The organism is Nocardia sp. JW2 (assembly GCF_051843015.1).
GTDB classification, from domain to species: Bacteria; Actinomycetota; Actinomycetes; order Mycobacteriales; family Mycobacteriaceae; genus Nocardia; species Nocardia coubleae.
This window is the reverse complement of the sequence record NZ_JBPXLK010000037.1, coordinates 25,519-43,388: the sequence shown is the minus strand read 5'-3', so window position 1 is coordinate 43,388 and position 17,870 is coordinate 25,519. Positions and strand designations below refer to the sequence as shown.

The following is a 17,870-nucleotide window of genomic DNA, read 5'->3' as shown; positions in this document are numbered from 1 at the left end:
TGGCAGCTGTTGCCACGCGCACCGCTCGCCTGACGCGAGAGTAACCATGACATCAGCCGCATCGCTCGGTGTGACCCTGCTGGCCGAGGGGTCCATCGATTTCAATGTGTCCGGGGTGATCGACCAGTTCTGGAAACTGACGGTCGACGGTCTCACCTACGGCTCGATCTACGCGCTGGTCGCCGTCGGCTATACGCTGGTCTACGGCGTGCTGCGACTGATCAACTTCGCCCACTCCGAGATCTTCATGCTCGGTATGTTCGGTACCTACGTGGGGCTGGAGCTGCTCGGCTTCGCCCCGAGCGGCAATGTGTATTCCCAGGGTGTCGTCCTGACGATCACCTATCTCGGCCTGGCGATGCTGTTCGGCATGCTGGTCTCGGGTATCGCCGCCGTCGGTCTGGAACGCGTCGCCTACCGGCCACTGCGCAGGCGAGGCGCCAAACCGCTCGCCTTCCTCATCACGGCGATCGGCATGTCGTTCGTGATCCAGGAATTCGTGCATTACATCCTGCCCAAGATCAAGCCGGGCCTCGGCGGTTCCAACGCGCAGACCGGCATCCGCCTGGTCGAGCCGAAGGTGCAGTTCACCTTCCTCGGCGCGCAGGTGACCAACGTGGCGCTGGTGATCTTCGCGGCGGCGATCGTGCTCGCGATCATCACCGAGGTCGTCATCAACCGGACCAAGTTCGGCCGCGGCATCCGTGCCGTGGCCCAGGATCCCGACACCGCGACCCTCATGGGCGTCTCGCGGGAACGGGTCATCATGCTGACCTTCCTCATCGGCGGCCTGCTGGCAGGCGCGGCCGCCATGCTGTACACGCTCTACATTCCCACCGGCATCATCTTCTCCGGCGGATTCATTCTCGGTATCAAGGCTTTCAGCGCCGCGGTCCTCGGTGGCATCGGCAACCTGCGCGGCGCACTGCTCGGCGGGTTGATCCTCGGCGTCGCCGAGCAGTACGGGCAGATCCTGTTCGGCACCGAATGGCGTGACGTGGTCGCGTTCGTGCTGCTGGTGACCGTGCTGATGTTCCGGCCCACCGGCATTCTCGGTGAGAGTCTGGGGAGGGCACGCGCATGACCGACACGACGAAAACCGCTGTGGCGGAACAGGACAAGCGTGGCATCGGCGACGCGATACGCAGCTGGTGGGACGGGCTCTCGCGGCCCGGCCAGTGGGCGGTCGGCATCCCGGTGATCGCCGTGCTCGCGCTGCTTCCGCTGTTCCCGCCGCCGTTGCTCGACACGCCGGGCGCGAGTTTCGCGGGTGTGATGGCGCAGTTCGCCATGTACGCGCTGATCGCGATCGGCCTGAACGTGGTGGTCGGCCAGGCCGGCCTGCTCGACCTCGGTTACGTCGGCTTCTACGCCGTCGGCGCCTACACCGTCGGCCTGTTGACCAGCCCGAACAGTCCGTGGAACCAGACCGATGGTGGTTGGCTCGAACCCGGCTGGGCCTGGGTGGCGTGCCTGCCGCTCGCGGTGGCGCTCACCGCGGTGGCCGGCCTGATCCTCGGCGCGCCGACCCTGCGGTTGCGCGGTGACTACCTGGCCATCGTGACGCTCGGCTTCGGTGAGATCGTGCGCCTGATGGCCGACAACCTCGGCGATCTCACCAACGGCAGCCTCGGGTTGTCCAAGATCTCCTATCCGGAAGTCGGCGAGTCCGAGACCAAACCGGGTGGATTCTTCTCCCCGGGCAACCTCGGTGACCCCGACAGCTGGAATCCGTTCACCAGGGCGAGCAACGGCGCCTGGTGGTTCTGGCTCGGCCTGGCGCTGGTCGTGGTAGTGCTGCTGGTGATCGGCAACCTCGAGCGCAGCCGGGTCGGTCGCTCCTGGGTCGCGATCCGCGAGGACGAGGACGCCGCCGAGATCATGGGCGTGCCGACGTTCAAGTTCAAGCTGTGGGCGTTCGTGATCGGTGCGTCGGTCGGCGGCCTGTCGGGCGCGATGTACGCCGGTCAGGTCACCTACGTCAATCCCAAGCAGTTCGACATCATCTTGTCGATGCTGTTCCTGTGCGCGGTGGTGCTCGGCGGATCGGGCAACAAGCTCGGCGTGATCGTCGGCGCGTTCCTCATCGCCTACCTGCCGGTTCGGCTGCAATCGGTGCAGCTGGTGTCGAACGAATCGACCGGTTATCTGCTGCTCGCGGTCGATGTCGCCGTCCTGGTCGGGCTGTGGCTGCTGTGGCGCCGGCGGGGCAACACGCTGGGGGTGTGGGCCACGCGCGCGGTGACCACCGGCGCGGTGGTCGCGGTGATCCTCGGGCTGCTGTTGCTCGGCAGTGTGCTGCTGCACCGCCAGGGCGGCGCGCAGTCCCTCGGTGACCTGAAGTACCTCTACTTCGGCATCGCGCTGGTGGTGATGATGATTCTGCGACCGCAGGGCCTGTTCCCGGTGCGGCAGAAACTGCTCACCTACGGCAGACAGGTGTACCAGGCCGTGCGCAAGCCGGCCGAACTGATCGGAGCAAGGCGATGACCGGGCCGGGCGCGGGCGACGCGCTGTACGACAACGAGGACATGGCCGCCGGGTACAAAGCGGCACCGGAGGTCGAGCCCGCGGGCGAGGTCGACGTGACCGCGGTGATGCCGGAGCTGGGTGATGCCGAGGCCGTGGCCGACGTCGTCGCACCGCACCGCGCGATCGAGACCGCCGTCGGTGAGCCGCTGTTGCGCACCGACGGGCTGACGGTGAAGTTCGGTGGTCTGACGGCTCTGGACGGGGTGAGTTTCGAGATCCGCCGCGGCGAGATCCTCGGGCTGATCGGCCCCAACGGCGCGGGCAAGACCACCTGCTTCAACGCCATCACCGGTGTGTACAAACCGGCGGCGGGCAGCGTGCACTTCGACGGCAAACCGCTGGCCAAGACCAAGCGCAACGAGATCACCCGGCTCGGGATCGCGCGCACCTTCCAGAACGTGCGGCTGTTCGGGGAGATGACGGCGCTCGAGAACGTCGTCGTCGGCACGGACGCGCGCCACACCACCTCGGTGCCCGGCGCGGTGTTCCGCACCGCCAAGCACCGGCGCGAGGAACGTGACGCCATCGAGCGCGGCATGGCCCTGCTCGAATTCGTCGGTATCGCGCCGCGCGCGGTGGAGAAGGCGCGCAACCTGTCCTACGGCGACCAGCGCAGGCTCGAGATCGCGCGTGCGCTGGCCACCGAGCCGAAACTGCTGTGCCTCGACGAGCCGGCCGCCGGGTTCAACCCCAGTGAGAAGTCGGCGCTGATGGACCTGATCCGCAAGATCCGCGACGACGGGTACACCGTGCTGCTCATCGAGCACGACATGCGGCTGGTGATGGGCGTCACCGACCGCATCGTGGTGCTCGAGTTCGGCCGCAAGATCGCCGACGGGCTGCCGACCCAGGTGCGCGAGGATCCGGCGGTGATCGCGGCGTATCTCGGTGTGCCCGATGCGGATACGGTGGCCGAGGTGCGGGAGGGAGCCGATGCCGCCGCGGCGGAGGGCGCGACTCCGGCGGCGGGGGCGACCGTGGCGAGTACCACGGTGCTCGAGAAGGACGAACCCGCCGAGTCCGCCGCGCAGGCACCGCTGCTCGAAGTGCGCGACATGGTGGTGCACTACGGCCGGATCGAAGCACTGCACGGTATTTCGCTGTCGGTCGCGCCGGGTGAGCTGGTCACGTTGCTCGGCGCCAACGGCGCGGGCAAGACCACGACGATGCGGGCGCTGTCGGGCCTGCTGCCGCTCACCTCGGGCCGGATCCTGTTCGAGGGCAAGGACATCACCACGATGAAGGCCCACGACCGGGTGGTCGAAGGGCTCATCCAGGCGCCAGAGGGCCGCGGGGTCTTCCCCGGCATGACGGTGCTGGAGAACCTCGATATGGGTTGCTACGGCAGGCCTTTCGACGACAAGGCGGAGTATCAGAAGACGCTCGAGTGGGTGTTCGAGCTGTTCCCCCGGTTGGCCGAGCGCCGCAAGCAGGTGGGCGGCACGCTCTCCGGTGGTGAGCAGCAGATGCTGGCCATCGGACGCGCGCTGATGGCACGGCCCAAGTTGCTGCTGCTCGACGAGCCGTCGATGGGTCTGGCGCCGATGGTGATCCAGCAGATCTTCCGGATCATCAGCGAGATCAACCGGCAGGGCACGACCGTGCTGCTGGTCGAGCAGAACGCCCAGCAGGCGCTGACCCGCAGTGATCGGGCCTACATCCTGGAAACCGGCGAGGTGACCAAGACCGGTGCGGGCGCCGATCTGCTGACCGATCCGGCGGTGATGTCCGCGTACTTGGGCGTGGATTGATCGGGGACTGAGGAGGCCGGGCACGCTGCGACAGCGTGCCCGGCCTTTTTTCGGAGCACGCCCGCGCACCAATAGCCGCAGTGTCGGTGGGTGTCCCTACACTCATGCGGGTGAGTTCACCGACGACTGCTCAGGCATCGACTACGACCACTGCCGCGGAGGGCGAGCGGCCCACGCTGCTGCTGCTCGATGGGCATTCGATTGCCTATCGCGCGTTTTTCGCGCTACCGGCGGAGAACTTCAAGACCGTCACCGGGCAGACGACGAACGCGGTGTACGGGTTCACGTCCATGCTCATCAACCTGCTGCGCGACGAACAGCCGACGCATGTGGCCGCGGCCTTCGATGTGTCGCGCAAGACGTTCCGGACCGAGGCGTACCCGGAGTACAAAGCCAACCGCAGTGCCACGCCCGACGAGTTCCGCGGCCAGGTCGAACTCACCAAAGACGTGCTGGGGGCCATGGGCATCCCGGTGATGGCCATCGACGGGTACGAGGCCGACGATGTGATCGCCACGCTCACCACCCAGGCGCAGGCCCAGGGGTACCGGGTGCTGATCGTCACGGGCGACCGGGACGCGATCCAGCTGGTCAACGACGATGTCACGGTGCTCTACCCGAAGAAGGGCGTCTCGGATCTCACGCGGTTCACGCCCGCCGAGGTGGAGACGAAGTACGGGCTCACCCCGGCGCAGTACCCCGACTACGCGGCGCTGCGCGGCGACCCGAGCGACAACCTGCCCGGCATCCCGGGGGTGGGGGAGAAGACGGCGGCCAAGTGGATCCGCGAGTACGGCGACCTCGCCACGCTCGTCGAGCGGGTCGACCAGGTGAAGGGCAAGGTAGGCGACGCGCTGCGCGCGAACCTGTCGAGTGTGGTCCTCAACCGCCAGCTCACCGAAATGGTGCGTGAGGTACCGCTGGCCTACACCCCCGACCAGCTCGTCAAGGCGCCCTGGGACCGGGAGAAGATCCATCAGCTCTTCGACGACCTGGAATTCCGCGTGCTGCGCGACCGGCTGTTCGACACCCTCGGTTCGCCCGAGCCCGAAGCCGAGTCGGGTTTCGAGATCAGCGGCGGCGCACTCGACCAGGGCGCGATCGCGGACTGGCTGGCAGAGCATGCGAAAGCGGGTGCGCGCCACGGGCTTTCGATCGTCGGCACGGGCACGCCGGTGCACGGTGAAGCCCGGGCGCTCGCTATCGCCGCGGCCGACGGCGAGGGCGGCTACATCGACCTGACCGTGCTCACACCCGAGGACGAGACCGCGCTGGCGGCCTGGCTCGCCGACCCGGCGGTATCCAAGGCGCTGCACGAGGCGAAGTCGGCAGGCCACGCCCTGCGCGGGCGCGGTTTCACCCTCGCCGGGCTCACCACCGACACCGCGCTGGCCGCCTACCTGGTCCGTCCGGGCCAGCGCAGCTTCAACCTCGACGACCTGTCGCTGCGCTACCTCAAGCGCGAACTGCGCGCCGAGACCAGCGAGCAGACCCAGCTGTCGCTGCTCGACGACGAGGACAGTGTCGCGGAGGGCATCGCGCGCGAGGAGATGCTGCGCGCCCGCGCCGTCGCCGACCTGGCCGAGGCCCTGGACGAGGAACTGGCCAAGATCGAATCCACCGCCCTGCTCGAGGAGATGGAGCTGCCGCTGCTCGGCGTGCTCGGCGAGCTGGAGCAGGCGGGTATCGCCGTCGACGTCACCCAGCTCGAGAATCTGCAGCAGCAGTTCGCCGACCGTGTCAGCGAGGCCGCCAACGCCGCCTACGACGTGATCGGCAAGCAGATCAATCTCGGTTCGCCCAAGCAGCTGCAGGTGGTGCTGTTCGACGAACTCGACATGCCGAAGACCAAGCGAACCAAGACCGGTTACACCACCGACGCCGACGCGCTGGAATCGCTGTTCGAGAAGACCGGCCACGCCTTCCTCGAACACCTGCTCGCCCACCGCGACGCGACCCGGCTCAAGGTGACTGTCGACGGCCTGCTGAAGTCGGTCGCCGACGACGGCCGCGTGCACACCACGTTCAACCAGACCATCGCCGCCACCGGTCGACTGTCCTCGACCGAACCGAACCTGCAGAACATCCCGATCCGCACCGACACCGGCCGCATGATCCGCGACACTTTCGTGGTCGGCCCCGGTTACTCGGAGCTGATGACCGCCGACTACAGCCAGATCGAGATGCGCATCATGGCGCACCTGTCGGGCGACGCGGGCCTGATCGAGGCGTTCAATTCGGGGGAGGACCTGCACACCTTCGTCGCGTCCAAGGCGTTCGACATCCCGCTGTCGGAGGTCACGCCGGAGATGCGCCGCCGCATCAAGGCGATGTCCTACGGCCTCGCCTACGGTCTGAGCTCCTACGGCCTCAGCGCCCAGCTCAAGATCAGCACCGCCGAGGCGAAGGACCAGATGGAGGTCTACTTCGACCGCTTCGGCGGCATCCGCGACTACCTGTCGGAGGTCGTCGAGGCGGCCCGCAAGGTCGGCTACACCCAGACCCTGTTCGGTCGTCGCCGCTACCTGCCCGATCTGGACTCGAGCAACCGCCAGCGCCGCGAGGCGGCCGAGCGGATGGCGCTCAACGCCCCGATCCAGGGCACGGCCGCCGACATCATCAAGGTCGCCATGATCAACGTCCACACCGCGATCCGCGAGGCGGGTCTGCGCTCGCGCATGCTGCTGCAGATCCACGACGAACTCGTGTTCGAGGTGGCCGAGGGTGAGCGTGAGGCGCTGGAAGCCCTCGCGCGCGAACAGATGTCGAACGCGATCGAGCTGTCGGTGCCGCTCACCGTCTCGGTGGGCACCGGGCGCAGCTGGGACGCCGCCGCACACTGAGTTCACCGGCCGCGACCTGGCGCGTTTGTCCAAGACAGCGCGCCGGGGGCGGTCCTAAGGTGGTGGTGATCGACCGAAGGAGTTGAGCATCATGACCGGATTCGTCGCGACCGTGCGGACCGACGTCGACGCCTCTCCACAGCGGGTGTGGGAGGTGCTGACCGACCCGGCGCAGATCCGCAAGTTCATGTTCGGTGCCGAGGTGCGCACCGATTGGCAGCCGGGTAGTCCGATCACCTGGACGGGGGAGTTCCAGGGCCGGGCATACGAGGACCGCGGTGAGATCCTCGCAGCCGAGCCCGGCCGGTTGCTGCGGATGACGCATTACAGCCCCCTGAGCGGGCAGCCCGACCTTCCCGCGAACTACCACACGCTCACCTACGAGCTCAGCGGCGACGACACGACGACACACCTGTCGCTGAGTCAGGACAACAACGCCACCGAGGCGGACGCCGAGCACTCCCGGCAGATGTGGACCGCCCACGTCGACGGGATCAAGGCGGCCGCCGAAGAGTGAGCGCCCGGCATGCGGCCGACGCCGAGCATGCCGGGCCGGTTCGTGGACGAGTCGGCCGTGGCCGCACGACGTGAGCTGGCCGTGCCGGTGCACCAGGGACCGCCCGCGCAGTTGTGAGCACCCGCGACTCGCGAGTCGTCCCCGGACTGCGCCCCCGATGTGTGACAGCATCGGCTCATGCCCGTCGACGTCATCCCCACCCCGCTGCCCGACTGCCTCGACATCACGCGGGCCTTCGCGCGGTCGTGGCCGGTCCGTCTCGGCGACACCGACGACCAGGACCGGTTGCGGCTCGACGCGGTGGCGCGCTACCTGCAGGACATCGGGTTCGACCACCTGGACGCGGTCGCCGACGGCGACATCCATCAGGCCTGGATCGTGCGGCGCACCGTCATCGACGTGTACGAGCCGATCGTGTTCGGCGACCGGGTGCAGTTGCGGCGCTGGGCCGACGCGCTGTCGAACCGCTGGTGCGATATGCGGATCCAGCTGAAAGGCGAGCGCGGTGGGCACATCGAAGCGGCCGCGTTCCTGATCCATATCGACCCCGTGGCGGGGCGCCCCGCCCGGATGACCGACGCCTTCATGGCGCCGATGCTGGCCAGCACCACCGAGCACCGGTTGCGCTGGAAAGCCGCCCTCACCGAACTCGACGACCCCGACGTGGAGACGGTGCCGTTCCCGCTGCGCGTCACCGATGTCGACCGCCTCGGCCACGTCAACAACGCCGTGTACTGGGAAGCGCTCGAGGAAACCCTCGCCGCCCACCCGGACACCCACGAACTGCCCTACCGCGCGATCATCGAACACGTGGGCCCGGTGATGGCCCGCGACAAGGTGGTCCTGCGCACGAGCGTGCGTCCGACCGGGCTGCGAATGCAGATGGACGTCGACGGCTCGGCTCGCGCACTGGCCTCGGTGACCGCACTGCCCGCCCGCGACGAGAGCTGACGGCAACCGCCCGAGCTCTTGTCGCCGCACAGCGGCTTCAGCGCTCGCGTGCTCAACCGTGCGCCCTGAGCTGCAGTGATGGTACTCACGAGTAGACACGTCGAGCGGGAAACAAGGTTGCGATTTCGCGACGGCGCCCCTATTGTCGTAGTCGTGCCGAATCCCGCCGACCGCTTCGCCGCGCCGCTTGTCGCTCACCGCGACCGCGCGGTCGCTGCTGCGCAGACCGCGCCGGCAGCCACACGGCAGATTCTTCTCGTAGTAACCCGCCGTAGCGGGGTCTGATTCGGACCGGCCCCCTCGCTGCGGGCTGATTTCTCTTTTGTACTGCTGGTCCCTCTGCCAACGAAGACATCTTCGGGAAGACCTCACCTGCAATGACACTGCTCACACTGGACCATGCCATGCTCGACGCCGCGCCCAAGGCCCTGCGCGCCGAGCTCCGTGACCTCGACCCCGCCGACTTCGCCGCCCGCTACATCCGGATCACCGGGCCGGTCACCCTCGGCGAATTCACTTGTTCCGGAACGGATTTCACCGCCACGCTGGAACTCGGCAACCACCTGCGCACCGTCATCGCCGCCGGTAACCCGGTCGCCGCGATGACCTCGGCGCTCTACGACGAGGGCTACCCCCTCGAGATCCTGCGCTTCCACCAGCGTCGCACCGACGCCGGTATCGCCACCTTCGTGCAGTGCGAGTTCAACGGCAAGCGCGGGTGGGCCGCGGCGATGGGCGCCGGCGGCGCCGAGTCGACCGTGCGCGCCATGATCGCGGGCGTCAACTTGCTCGCCAACTGACAGAACAACGCGCAGGGCCCGTTCACCTCACGAAAGGTGAACGGGCCCTTGACGTTTCAGCGGTCGAGTAGGCGACCTATTCGGCAGGCGAGTTCTGCTGCTCGGCGATCTGCTTGCGCACCTCGTCCATGTCCAGGCCCTTGACCTGGGTCACCAGATCCTCGAGCGCGGCGGGCGGCAGCGCACCGGGCTGGGCGAACACGAGCACGCCCTCGCGGAAGGCCATGATGGTCGGGATCGACCGAATGTTGGCGGCGGCGGCGAGCCCCTGCTCGGCCTCGGTGTCGACCTTGCCGTGGACGACGTCGGTGTGCTTCTCCGACGACGCCTCGAAGGTCGGTGCGAAACTCTTGCAGGGCCCGCACCAGGAAGCCCAGAAATCGACGAGTACCACGTCGTTTCCGGTGACGACTTCGTCGAAGTTCTGCTGGGTCAGCGTCTGGGTGGCCATGACGTCCTCTCCTTGTCGGTGTCCTCGGCTGTAACGCCTCGGCGTCCCTCTATCTTCCACCGACTACCACATGCTCTTGCCGCGCGTCTCCGTCCCACCGGCGAATGCCCACCACAACGGCCGGAAATTCGTGGTCGGTGGCCACCGCGTCCACCGCCGTGCCGAGCTGTTCCGGGGTCACGCGGCGGGCGAGGGTCACGTGTGGTGTCCACGCGCCGGGCCGCGTGTTCGCGGGCATACCGGGGCATCCCCGGACCAGCTCGTCGACCCGGCGGTGCAGGTCGAGCAGTTCCTCGGTGACGATCACCGATCGCACGAGAATCGGCCTGCGTGCCCCGAAGATCAGCAGCCCGCCCAGTTGGACAGGCACCGGTGCGAACTCCAGGCCCGTCAGCGCCCGGTCGATCCTCGGCCAGATCTCGCGGGCCACCGCGACGGTGATGTGTGGCCGATGGGTGTCCCCGCGCGGCGCGGCAAGGCCGAGACGGGCCAGCTCGGCCCACTGCCTGCGAACCTCGGCCTCGCCCGCGTCGTCCAGGAGGAGCTCCACCGACTGCACCATGACCCAGAAACTAGTCGCTCCGGTATGTCCGCGTGCCGGTGACGTGGCGGCAGGGGCGAGGATGGAGCGCGTGAACACGACGAAGGCGAGCGTGCGGCTCGGAGTGATCGACGGTGACGGCATCGGACCCGAGGTGGTGGCCGCCACCCGCGTGGTGGTCGACGAGGCGGTCGGCGCGGCCGGGCTCGACCCGGTGGACTGGGTGCCGCTGCGCATCGGCCACGACGCCATCGCCGAATTCGGTCATCCGCTGCCCGAGCAGACCCTCGCGGCACTCGACGAGCTCGACGCCTGGATCCTCGGCCCGCACGACAACGCCTCCTACCCGGCCGACATGCGGGTGGCGCCCGGCGGTGCCATCCGCAAGCGCCTCGGTCTGTACGCGAACATCCGTCCCGCCGTTGCCTTCCCGGGAGTGCGTGCGACAGCGGCCGATATCGACCTGGTGATCGTGCGGGAGAACAGCGAGGGCTTCTATGCCGATCGCAATATGTTCGCCGGGTCGGGGGAGTTCAAGCCGACCGAGGACGTGGCCATGGCGGTGGCCGTGATCACCCGGCAGGCGTGCGAACGGATCGCCCATCAGGCGCTGCGGCTGGCGCGCGAACGGCGCAAGCGGGTCACGGTGGTGCACAAGGCGAATGTGCTCCCGATGACCACCGGACTGTTCCGTGACGTGTGCTACGAGATTGCCGGGCAATACCCGGACGTGCGGGTCGACGACGCGCACGTCGACGCGATGGCCGCGCACCTCGTGCGCGCGCCCGGCGAGTTCGACGTGATCGTCACCGAGAACCTCTTCGGTGACATCCTCTCGGACCTGGCGGGCGAGCTGAGCGGGTCGCTCGGCATGGCGCCCTCGCTCAACTGCTCCGACACCAAGGCGATGGCGCAGGCGGTGCACGGTGCCGCACCCGGCCTGGCCGGACACAATCGGGCGAATCCGGTGGCATTGCAACTGTCGGCGGCAATGTTGTTGCGCTGGTTGGGAGTTCGCGACGGAAATCGTGCGCTGAACGCGGCGGCGGACCGGATCTCCGGTGCGGTCGCGGCGACGCTCGCCGCCGGAATCGCCACCGCGGATCTCGGTGGTCTCGCCTCGACCAGCGAATTCACCGAACAGGTCGCCGCCCGCGTGCACCGGAGGTGAACCCACCCCTTTCACATTCGCTGATTAATCTTCGGTTACTGTCGCACCACGCTGTGTCCGGTTCGCATACATTGCCAAACAGGCGCTGACACGTGGCCGGCGTCGACGTGAAATGTGGAGGCTCCTTTGTCTGTTCGAACTGTGCTCGGCCGCGGTGCCGTGCGGTTGCTCTGTACCGCCGCCGTGGGCGCGATGGTGTTGACCGGCTGCGCGGAAAACACCGAGGGCGATACCACCGAGGTCACCAAGGTCTCGGCCGAGAAGGTCGACGCGATCGCCGCGACGCTGCCCGACAAGGTGAAGCAAGCAGGCAAGATCGTCGTCGGCGTGAACGTGCCGTACCAGCCGAACGAGTACAAGGACGCCAGCGGCAAGATCGTCGGCTTCGACGTGGACCTGCTCGACGCGGTCGCCGCCACCCTCGGGCTGACGGTCGATTATCAGGAGTCCGCCTTCGAGAAGATCATTCCCGCGATCCAGGCGGGCACCTACGACGTGGGTATGTCCTCGATCACCGATTCGCGCGAACGCGAGCAGCAGGTCGATTTCACGACCTATTTCAACGCGGGTATCCAGTGGGCCCAGCAAACCGGCAAAACCATCGATCCGAACAATGCGTGCGGTAAACGAGTCGCCGTACAGGCCACTACGGTCGAGCACACCGAAGAGATTCCCGCCAAGAGCGCCAAGTGCGTCGCCGAAGGCAAGCCGCCGATCGATATGAAGCCGTTCGACGAGCAGAGCGCCGCGACCAACGCGCTCGTCCTCGGTCAGGTCGACGCGATGTCGGCCGATTCGCCGGTGACGGCGTACGCGATCAAGCAGAGCGAAGGCAAGATCGAGTCCTCGGGCCCGCTGTTCGACTCGGCGCCCTACGGCTGGGCCGTGCAGAAGGGCTCGCCGCTCGCGGTGTCGCTGCAGAAGGCGCTGCAGCACCTGATCGACAACGGCAAGTACGGCGAGATCACCACGAACTGGGGTGTCGAATCCGGTCAGATCAAGACCTCGGTTATCAACGGCGCAGTGAGCTGACGTGACCGACGAGAAAGACACGGTGGAGGTGCCCGGACCGGGCACCGAACCCGAACCGATCAAAGCGGTCCCGCTACGCAGGCCGGGTCGCTGGATCGCGGCGGCAATCATCCTGATCCTGGTCGGATTGTTCGTCTACGGCGCTGCCACCAACCCCGCTTACAAGTGGGACACCTACGGCAGGTACCTGTTCGACAGCCGCATCACCCAGGGCGCGATCGTCACCCTGGAACTCACCGTGCTCGCGATGGCGATCGCGGTGGGTCTGGGCACCGTGCTCGCGGTGATGCGCCTGTCGCCGAACCCGGTGCTGCGCACCACCGCGTGGGTCTACCTGTGGATCTTCCGCGGCACCCCGGTGTTCGTGCAGCTGGTGTTCTGGGGTCTGGTCCCGTCGCTGTACAAGCAGATCGACCTCGGTGTGCCGTTCGGCCCGCAGTTCTTCCACATCGACGTGCAGAACCTGCAGGCCGCGTTCCTGTTCGCGGTGATCGGCCTCGGCCTCAACGAAGCCGCGTACATGGCCGAGATCGTGCGCGCCGGGATCAACTCCGTCGGCGAGGGTCAGCGTGAGGCGTCGGTGGCGCTCGGCATGTCGTGGACGCAGACCATGCGCCGCACGGTGCTGCCCCAGGCGATGCGGGTGATCATCCCGCCCACCGGCAACGAGCTGATCGGCATGCTCAAAACCACCTCGCTGGTGACCGCGATCCCGTTGAGCACCGACCTGTTCGGTCGTGCCCGCGACATCTACGGCGTGAACTTCCAGCCGATCCCGCTGCTGCTCGTCTGCGCCACCTGGTACCTGGCGATCACCAGCGTGCTGATGGTCGGGCAGTACTACTTGGAACGGTATTACTCGCGCGGTGCCACCCGGCAGCTGACGGCCAAGCAGCTCGAGGAACTGGCCACGGCACAGGCGGCGGTGAAGGCGAAATGAGCGAAGCAGTAACCGCACCTCCCATGGTGCTCGCCGATCGGGTGTGCAAGAACTTCGGTGCGCTGCAGGTGCTCAAGGGCATCTCGCTGGAGGTGCACCGGGGCAAGGTGCTCACCCTGGTCGGCCCGTCGGGCTCGGGCAAGTCGACCTTCCTGCGCTGCATCAACCATCTCGAGCAGGTGAACGCGGGCAGGCTCTACGTCGACGGCGAACTCGTGGGCTACCGGGAGAAGAACGGCAAGCTCTACGAGATGCATCCGCGCGACGCCGCGGTGCAGCGCCGCGACATCGGCATGGTGTTCCAGCACTTCAACCTGTTCCCGCATCGCACGGCGCTCGAGAACGTCATCGAGGCGCCCACCCAGGTGCGTGGTATCCGCAAGTCCGAGGCCATCGCCCGGGCCGAGGAACTGCTCGAGCGGGTCGGTCTGTCGGCCAAGCGCAACGCCTACCCTGCCCAGCTCTCGGGTGGTCAGCAGCAGCGGGTGGCGATCGCGCGTGCGCTCGCCATGGATCCCAAGCTGATGCTGTTCGACGAGCCGACCTCGGCACTCGACCCCGAACTGGTCGGTGAGGTGCTCACGGTCATGCGTGAGCTGGCCGATTCGGGCATGACGATGCTGGTGGTGACCCACGAGATGGGCTTCGCCCGCGAAGTCGCCGACGAGCTGGTGTTCATGGACGGCGGTGTGGTGGTGGAGTCGGGACCGCCGCGTGAACTGCTGTCCAACCCCCAGCACGAACGGACGAAGTCCTTCCTGTCACGTCTGCTCTGACCCGCCTCTCCGCGTATTTCGGCCGGACTCAGGTGGTGAGTCCTGTGCGCCGGGCGGTCGGCGGTAACTCGCCGGGGACGTTTGCCCGTCCCCGGCGAGTTACCCATGTTCGTGCGAGATCAGGTGCTGGGAGCGGAGTCCGACCTCAGCTTTTCCAGGGACACCTGGGCCTGGGCGATGCGGCGGATGGCGGCGAGGGCGGTGTCGCCCAGGACGGTCAGGACGACGACCGCGTCGACGACGGCGTCGCGTTCGCCTGCCGAAAGCGCCGTGGCGACATCGGTTTCGGCGACGATGCGCGCGCCGTCGAAGTAGGCCGGCAACGCTGTCTCGCCCCACTCGGGGTAACCGAGCTGAGCGGCGCGCACGAGGACGGCGGTGAGGGCCTCGATCACCGGCTGGGCCGGTTTCATCGACCATCCCCGCCGATCCATTTCCCCGCGCACGGTCTCGTAGGCACGCTCCCACTCGGCGTCGGAGGCGGCGGGAGCGGGGGAGATCAGGCTGCCCTGCACCACGCCTAGCAGGCTGAACATCGGCAGGTCGGGGGTGTCGACGGCCCGCAGGACGTCACCCACCGTGGCCACCGGTAGCCCGCCGACCTCGATCAGCGCCCGCACCAGGCGCAACCTACGGACATGCTCGTCTCCGTAACTGGCCTGGTTGGGGCCGGTGCGTTCGCCGGGCGGCAGCAGCCCTTCACGCAGGTAGTACTTGATCGTCGCCACCGCGATGCCGCTGCGTTCGCTCAACTCCGAGATCCGCACCGTCGCCTCCTTCGTTCGCCCCTCTTGCTTAGCGCCCCATTCATGGATAGTCTAACTATCCATAACGGATAGTGTAGCTATCTAGCACATCGGGAGATTCGCATGTCCGTCTCATTCGCAGAGTCCTTGCCTCGCCGCCACGCCCCACTGCATCGGCCGCTGCTGTACTTCGCCGCCGTCAACGCGCTCCTGGCGGTGGTGACCGTCGTCGGGATGCTGGTCGACGACCGGGTGATCGCCGGATCGACCGCCTGGTTCAAGCCGTCCAAATTCGCCCTGTCGTTCGTGCTCTACAGCATGGCGCTGGCCTGGCTGATCTCATTGCGGCCCAAGCCTTCCCGATTCCTGTGGTGGATGGCCACGGTGATCGTGATCGCCGGAACCGTCGAGCAGGTGATCATCGTCGGGCAGGTGGTGCGCGGCACCCGCAGTCACTTCAACACGACGACCGTGTTCGACACGGTGCTCTGGGTGACGATGGCCGTCACCATCGTCGTGCTGTTCCTCGCGACGATGGCCGTCGCGGTCGGTCTGTCCCGCACCCGCATCGGCGATGCCGCGGTCACCTGGTCGATCCGGCTCGGGCTCGCGATCACCCTCGTCGGCCTGGCGCTCGGGCAACTGATGCCCATGCAGGAATCGGGGATGGAGGGCATTGCGGGTGCGCACACCGTCGGCGCGCCCGACGGCACACCGGGTATGCCGATCACCGGCTGGAGCACCACCAACGGTGACCTGCGCATTCCGCACTTCGTCGGCATGCACGCGTTGCAGATTCTGCCGCTGCTCGCCGCCGGGCTCGTAGTCCTCGCGCCACGGATTCCGTTGCTGCGGCACGCACGCGTGCGGCTCGGCCTGATCCTCACCGCCTCGGGTGGTTACGCCGCGGTGCTGGCCCTGGTGACCTGGCAGGCGCTGCGGGGGCAGCCGCTCGTCCACCCGGACCGGACAACCCTTGTCGTCGCCGCGGCGATCGCCGTGGGAGTTGTTGTCGGAGTATTGGTTTCGTTCGCGAGCGCGATCGGGAACCGGAAGGTGGTCACCGCATGAGCACGCTGTTCGACCTGTCGTTCTATGTCACGGTGCCGTTCTGGGCGCTGATGATCTTCGCGCCGACGTGGCGGCGCACCCGCCCGATCATCGCCTCGCCGTGGATCGTCGCGCCGTCCCTGGTGATCTGGGCGATCGTGGCGATCCCGGTCCTGGGGACCCTGTGGTCGCTGGTGACCTCGCCGTCGCTGGCCGCCATCACCGACGCCGCCGCCGACCCCGCCGTCCTGACCGCGCTGTGGGCCCAGATCCTCGCCTGGGACCTGTTCCTCGGCCGCTGGATCTACCTCGACAGCCGTGACCGCGCCATCCACCCGCTGCTCATGGGCCCCCTGCTGGTCGGCACGATCCTCTTGTCGCCCATCGCGTTCCCGATCTATCTCGTGTTGCGGACAGTGGCGAGCCGGGCGCCGAATCCGCCCGCACCCGCAGGCGGATCCGGCCATCGTGTGAACGCTGTCGGCGAGGTCAGCTGAGCCTGGTCAGTACGACGCGGTCGGCGAGCCGCCCCGGTTCGCCCGGCGGGGTGAAGTAGAGCTCCATGACCGTCCGGTCTCGGCGATCCAGCTCCACCGCGAGACCGCGTCGCGGGTGACGATCGGGTTCTCCGGCGTGCCGCCCGCGACGAACGTGGACTTCTCGGCCGTCCACTTGCCGATCAGTTGGTTCAGCCGTGCGTGCCCCGCGTCCTGGGGCACCTGTTGGGAGGTTGTCGGCGGCAGCGGGGCGGCCGCGGTGTTGTCACCGCAGGCCGATCCGAGCAGTGCGGCGGTGACCAGGACCAGCGGAGCGAGAGTGCGGAACAGTCTGGTGCGCATCGTCTTTCAGTTCTCGTCGAAGGTGGTGTCGCGGGAGACCTTCTCCCAGGTCAGTACGTCGTCACGGACCGCGTCGAGGTGGCCGAGCACCGCGTCGACCGAGTCGGGCCCCAGCGGCAGTCGCAGCGGGGTGTGCTCGGCGGCGAGGGCGGTGCGGATGGCGGCGGCGGCCTTGGCTGGGTCGCCCGGCTGGGTGCCGTCGCCGCCCTCGACCATGCGGCGGGTGGCGCCCGCGGTGTCGGCGTACACCTCGGACTCCGCGCTGAAGGCGGCCGCGCCCGGTCCGAACAGGCCCGTGCGGAAGGCACCGGGCTCCACGATCAGCACCTTGATCCCGAACGGCGCCACTTCCTCGGCCAGTGCTTCCGACAGGCCCTCGAGGGCGAATTTCGTCGCGCTGTAGGCGGAGAACCCGGCGAAGGACAGTTGCCCGCCGACGCTGCTCATCTGCACGATCGCACCGCCGCGCTGCGCGCGCATGTGCGGCAGTACCGCCCTGGTCAATGCCGCGGGGCCGAACAGATGCAGGTCGAACAGAGCGCGCAGTTCGGCATCGGTGGTCTCTTCCACCGCGCCCACATGGGTGCGGCCCGCATTGTTGACCAGCACATCGATGCGGCCGTGGCGGGCCACGATATCGGCGATCACCGTGTCGATACGGTCGATGTCGGTGACATCGAGGGCGACGGTCTCGAGCTGATCGGGATGCGCGGCGACCAGATCGTCGAGGGCGGCGGTGCGCCGGGCGACGGCGACGACGATGTCGCCCGCCTCGATCGCCGCCTGCGCGATGGCCCGGCCGAAACCACTGCTCGCCCCGGTGACCAACCAGATCTGCGGAACACTCATCAGAACTCCTCTACCCGTTGATGTTTCGCCCCCGATCCTGCTCGTGTCCGCGGATGCCGTCCAAGACCCGTTGTGATAACC

General features: G+C 67.7%; 18 protein-coding genes and 1 pseudogene. 14 read left to right on the top strand and 5 right to left on the bottom strand.

All coding sequences use genetic code 11. The annotated features are described in order from the left end of the window. Positions 1 to 46 precede the first annotated feature (46 nt). The 8 genes and pseudogenes from ACSVDM_RS29285 (at position 47) to ACSVDM_RS29250 (ending at position 9,394) form a co-directional block, all read left to right on the top strand. The gene (locus ACSVDM_RS29285; protein WP_067498077.1) at positions 47 to 1,084 is read left to right on the top strand and encodes a branched-chain amino acid ABC transporter permease; all 1,038 of its coding nucleotides are present in this window, start codon (positions 47 to 49) and stop codon (positions 1,082 to 1,084) included. Then, positions 1,081 to 2,490 carry a branched-chain amino acid ABC transporter permease gene (locus tag ACSVDM_RS29280; RefSeq protein WP_439268967.1) on the top strand — a complete coding sequence of 470 codons (1,410 nt, stop codon included), beginning with the start codon at positions 1,081 to 1,083 and terminating at the stop codon, positions 2,488 to 2,490. Before ACSVDM_RS29285 ends, ACSVDM_RS29280 begins: the two co-directional genes overlap by 4 nt. Further along, positions 2,487 to 3,437, top strand: a pseudogene (locus ACSVDM_RS29275) (ABC transporter ATP-binding protein); the annotation flags it as partial. The gene ACSVDM_RS29280 and the pseudogene ACSVDM_RS29275, both read left to right, overlap by 4 nt. A gap of 150 nt (positions 3,438 to 3,587) precedes the next feature. Continuing rightward, the gene (locus ACSVDM_RS29270) at positions 3,588 to 4,283 is read left to right on the top strand and encodes an ABC transporter ATP-binding protein (protein WP_245655548.1); all 696 of its coding nucleotides are present in this window, start codon (positions 3,588 to 3,590) and stop codon (positions 4,281 to 4,283) included. A 110-nt stretch (positions 4,284 to 4,393) separates the two neighbouring features. Then, the gene (polA, locus tag ACSVDM_RS29265) at positions 4,394 to 7,126 is read left to right on the top strand and encodes a DNA polymerase I (protein ID WP_439268966.1); all 2,733 of its coding nucleotides are present in this window, start codon (positions 4,394 to 4,396) and stop codon (positions 7,124 to 7,126) included. A gap of 91 nt (positions 7,127 to 7,217) precedes the next feature. Then, entirely contained in the window at positions 7,218 to 7,643 is a 426-nt protein-coding gene (locus ACSVDM_RS29260; protein WP_439268965.1) for an SRPBCC domain-containing protein, read from the top strand. 177 nt (positions 7,644 to 7,820) lie between these two features. Beyond that, positions 7,821 to 8,594 (top strand): acyl-[acyl-carrier-protein] thioesterase, encoded by a 774-nt coding sequence (locus ACSVDM_RS29255; protein ID WP_439268964.1) that lies wholly within the window; start codon positions 7,821 to 7,823, stop codon positions 8,592 to 8,594. 377 nt (positions 8,595 to 8,971) lie between these two features. Next, positions 8,972 to 9,394, top strand: coding sequence for a 2-keto-3-deoxygluconate kinase (locus ACSVDM_RS29250; protein ID WP_067644664.1), 423 nt, complete (start codon positions 8,972 to 8,974; stop codon positions 9,392 to 9,394). 76 nt (positions 9,395 to 9,470) lie between these two features. Here ACSVDM_RS29250 and trxA read toward each other — a convergent pair whose 3' ends face one another. Both trxA and ACSVDM_RS29240 read right to left on the bottom strand, forming a co-directional pair. Next, positions 9,471 to 9,845: a thioredoxin gene (trxA, locus tag ACSVDM_RS29245; RefSeq protein ID WP_067644661.1), complete on the bottom strand. Its 375-nt coding sequence runs from the start codon at positions 9,843 to 9,845 to the stop codon at positions 9,471 to 9,473. A 49-nt stretch (positions 9,846 to 9,894) separates the two neighbouring features. Continuing rightward, positions 9,895 to 10,407 (bottom strand): 2'-5' RNA ligase family protein, encoded by a 513-nt coding sequence (locus ACSVDM_RS29240; protein WP_439268963.1) that lies wholly within the window; start codon positions 10,405 to 10,407, stop codon positions 9,895 to 9,897. A gap of 61 nt (positions 10,408 to 10,468) precedes the next feature. On the opposite strand from ACSVDM_RS29240, the gene ACSVDM_RS29235 reads away from it, so the two are divergent. From ACSVDM_RS29235 to ACSVDM_RS29220, 4 genes are all read left to right on the top strand, one after another. Beyond that, positions 10,469 to 11,557 (top strand): isocitrate/isopropylmalate dehydrogenase family protein, encoded by a 1,089-nt coding sequence (locus ACSVDM_RS29235; RefSeq protein ID WP_439268962.1) that lies wholly within the window; start codon positions 10,469 to 10,471, stop codon positions 11,555 to 11,557. 192 nt (positions 11,558 to 11,749) lie between these two features. After that, the gene (locus ACSVDM_RS29230; protein WP_439268968.1) at positions 11,750 to 12,589 is read left to right on the top strand and encodes an ABC transporter substrate-binding protein; all 840 of its coding nucleotides are present in this window, start codon (positions 11,750 to 11,752) and stop codon (positions 12,587 to 12,589) included. Between the two features lies 1 nt (position 12,590). Continuing rightward, positions 12,591 to 13,529 carry an amino acid ABC transporter permease gene (locus ACSVDM_RS29225; protein ID WP_067644652.1) on the top strand — a complete coding sequence of 313 codons (939 nt, stop codon included), beginning with the start codon at positions 12,591 to 12,593 and terminating at the stop codon, positions 13,527 to 13,529. A gap of 23 nt (positions 13,530 to 13,552) precedes the next feature. Next, positions 13,553 to 14,305: an amino acid ABC transporter ATP-binding protein gene (locus tag ACSVDM_RS29220; RefSeq protein WP_133734253.1), complete on the top strand. Its 753-nt coding sequence runs from the start codon at positions 13,553 to 13,555 to the stop codon at positions 14,303 to 14,305. A 119-nt stretch (positions 14,306 to 14,424) separates the two neighbouring features. Here ACSVDM_RS29220 and ACSVDM_RS29215 read toward each other — a convergent pair whose 3' ends face one another. Continuing rightward, entirely contained in the window at positions 14,425 to 15,072 is a 648-nt protein-coding gene (locus ACSVDM_RS29215) for a MerR family transcriptional regulator (protein WP_439268961.1), read from the bottom strand. Positions 15,073 to 15,174: 102 nt separating this feature from the next. Here ACSVDM_RS29215 and ACSVDM_RS29210 point away from each other — a divergent pair, with 102 nt between their 5' ends. Together ACSVDM_RS29210 and ACSVDM_RS29205 are read left to right on the top strand one after the other, a co-directional pair. Then, entirely contained in the window at positions 15,175 to 16,122 is a 948-nt protein-coding gene (locus tag ACSVDM_RS29210) for a hypothetical protein (RefSeq protein ID WP_439268960.1), read from the top strand. Beyond that, positions 16,119 to 16,598, top strand: a complete 480-nt coding sequence (locus ACSVDM_RS29205) for an ABA4-like family protein (protein WP_439268959.1) — start codon at positions 16,119 to 16,121, stop codon at positions 16,596 to 16,598. Before ACSVDM_RS29210 ends, ACSVDM_RS29205 begins: the two co-directional genes overlap by 4 nt. Positions 16,599 to 16,604: 6 nt before the next feature. Here the strand turns inward: ACSVDM_RS29205 and ACSVDM_RS29200 are convergent, their stop codons facing one another. Together ACSVDM_RS29200 and ACSVDM_RS29195 are read right to left on the bottom strand one after the other, a co-directional pair. Further along, a complete protein-coding gene (locus tag ACSVDM_RS29200; protein ID WP_439268958.1) occupies positions 16,605 to 16,940 on the bottom strand; it encodes a hypothetical protein in 336 nt (111 codons plus the stop codon). A 6-nt stretch (positions 16,941 to 16,946) separates the two neighbouring features. After that, the gene (locus ACSVDM_RS29195) at positions 16,947 to 17,789 is read right to left on the bottom strand and encodes an oxidoreductase (RefSeq protein WP_439268957.1); all 843 of its coding nucleotides are present in this window, start codon (positions 17,787 to 17,789) and stop codon (positions 16,947 to 16,949) included. Between the last annotated feature and the right edge of the window lie 81 nt (positions 17,790 to 17,870).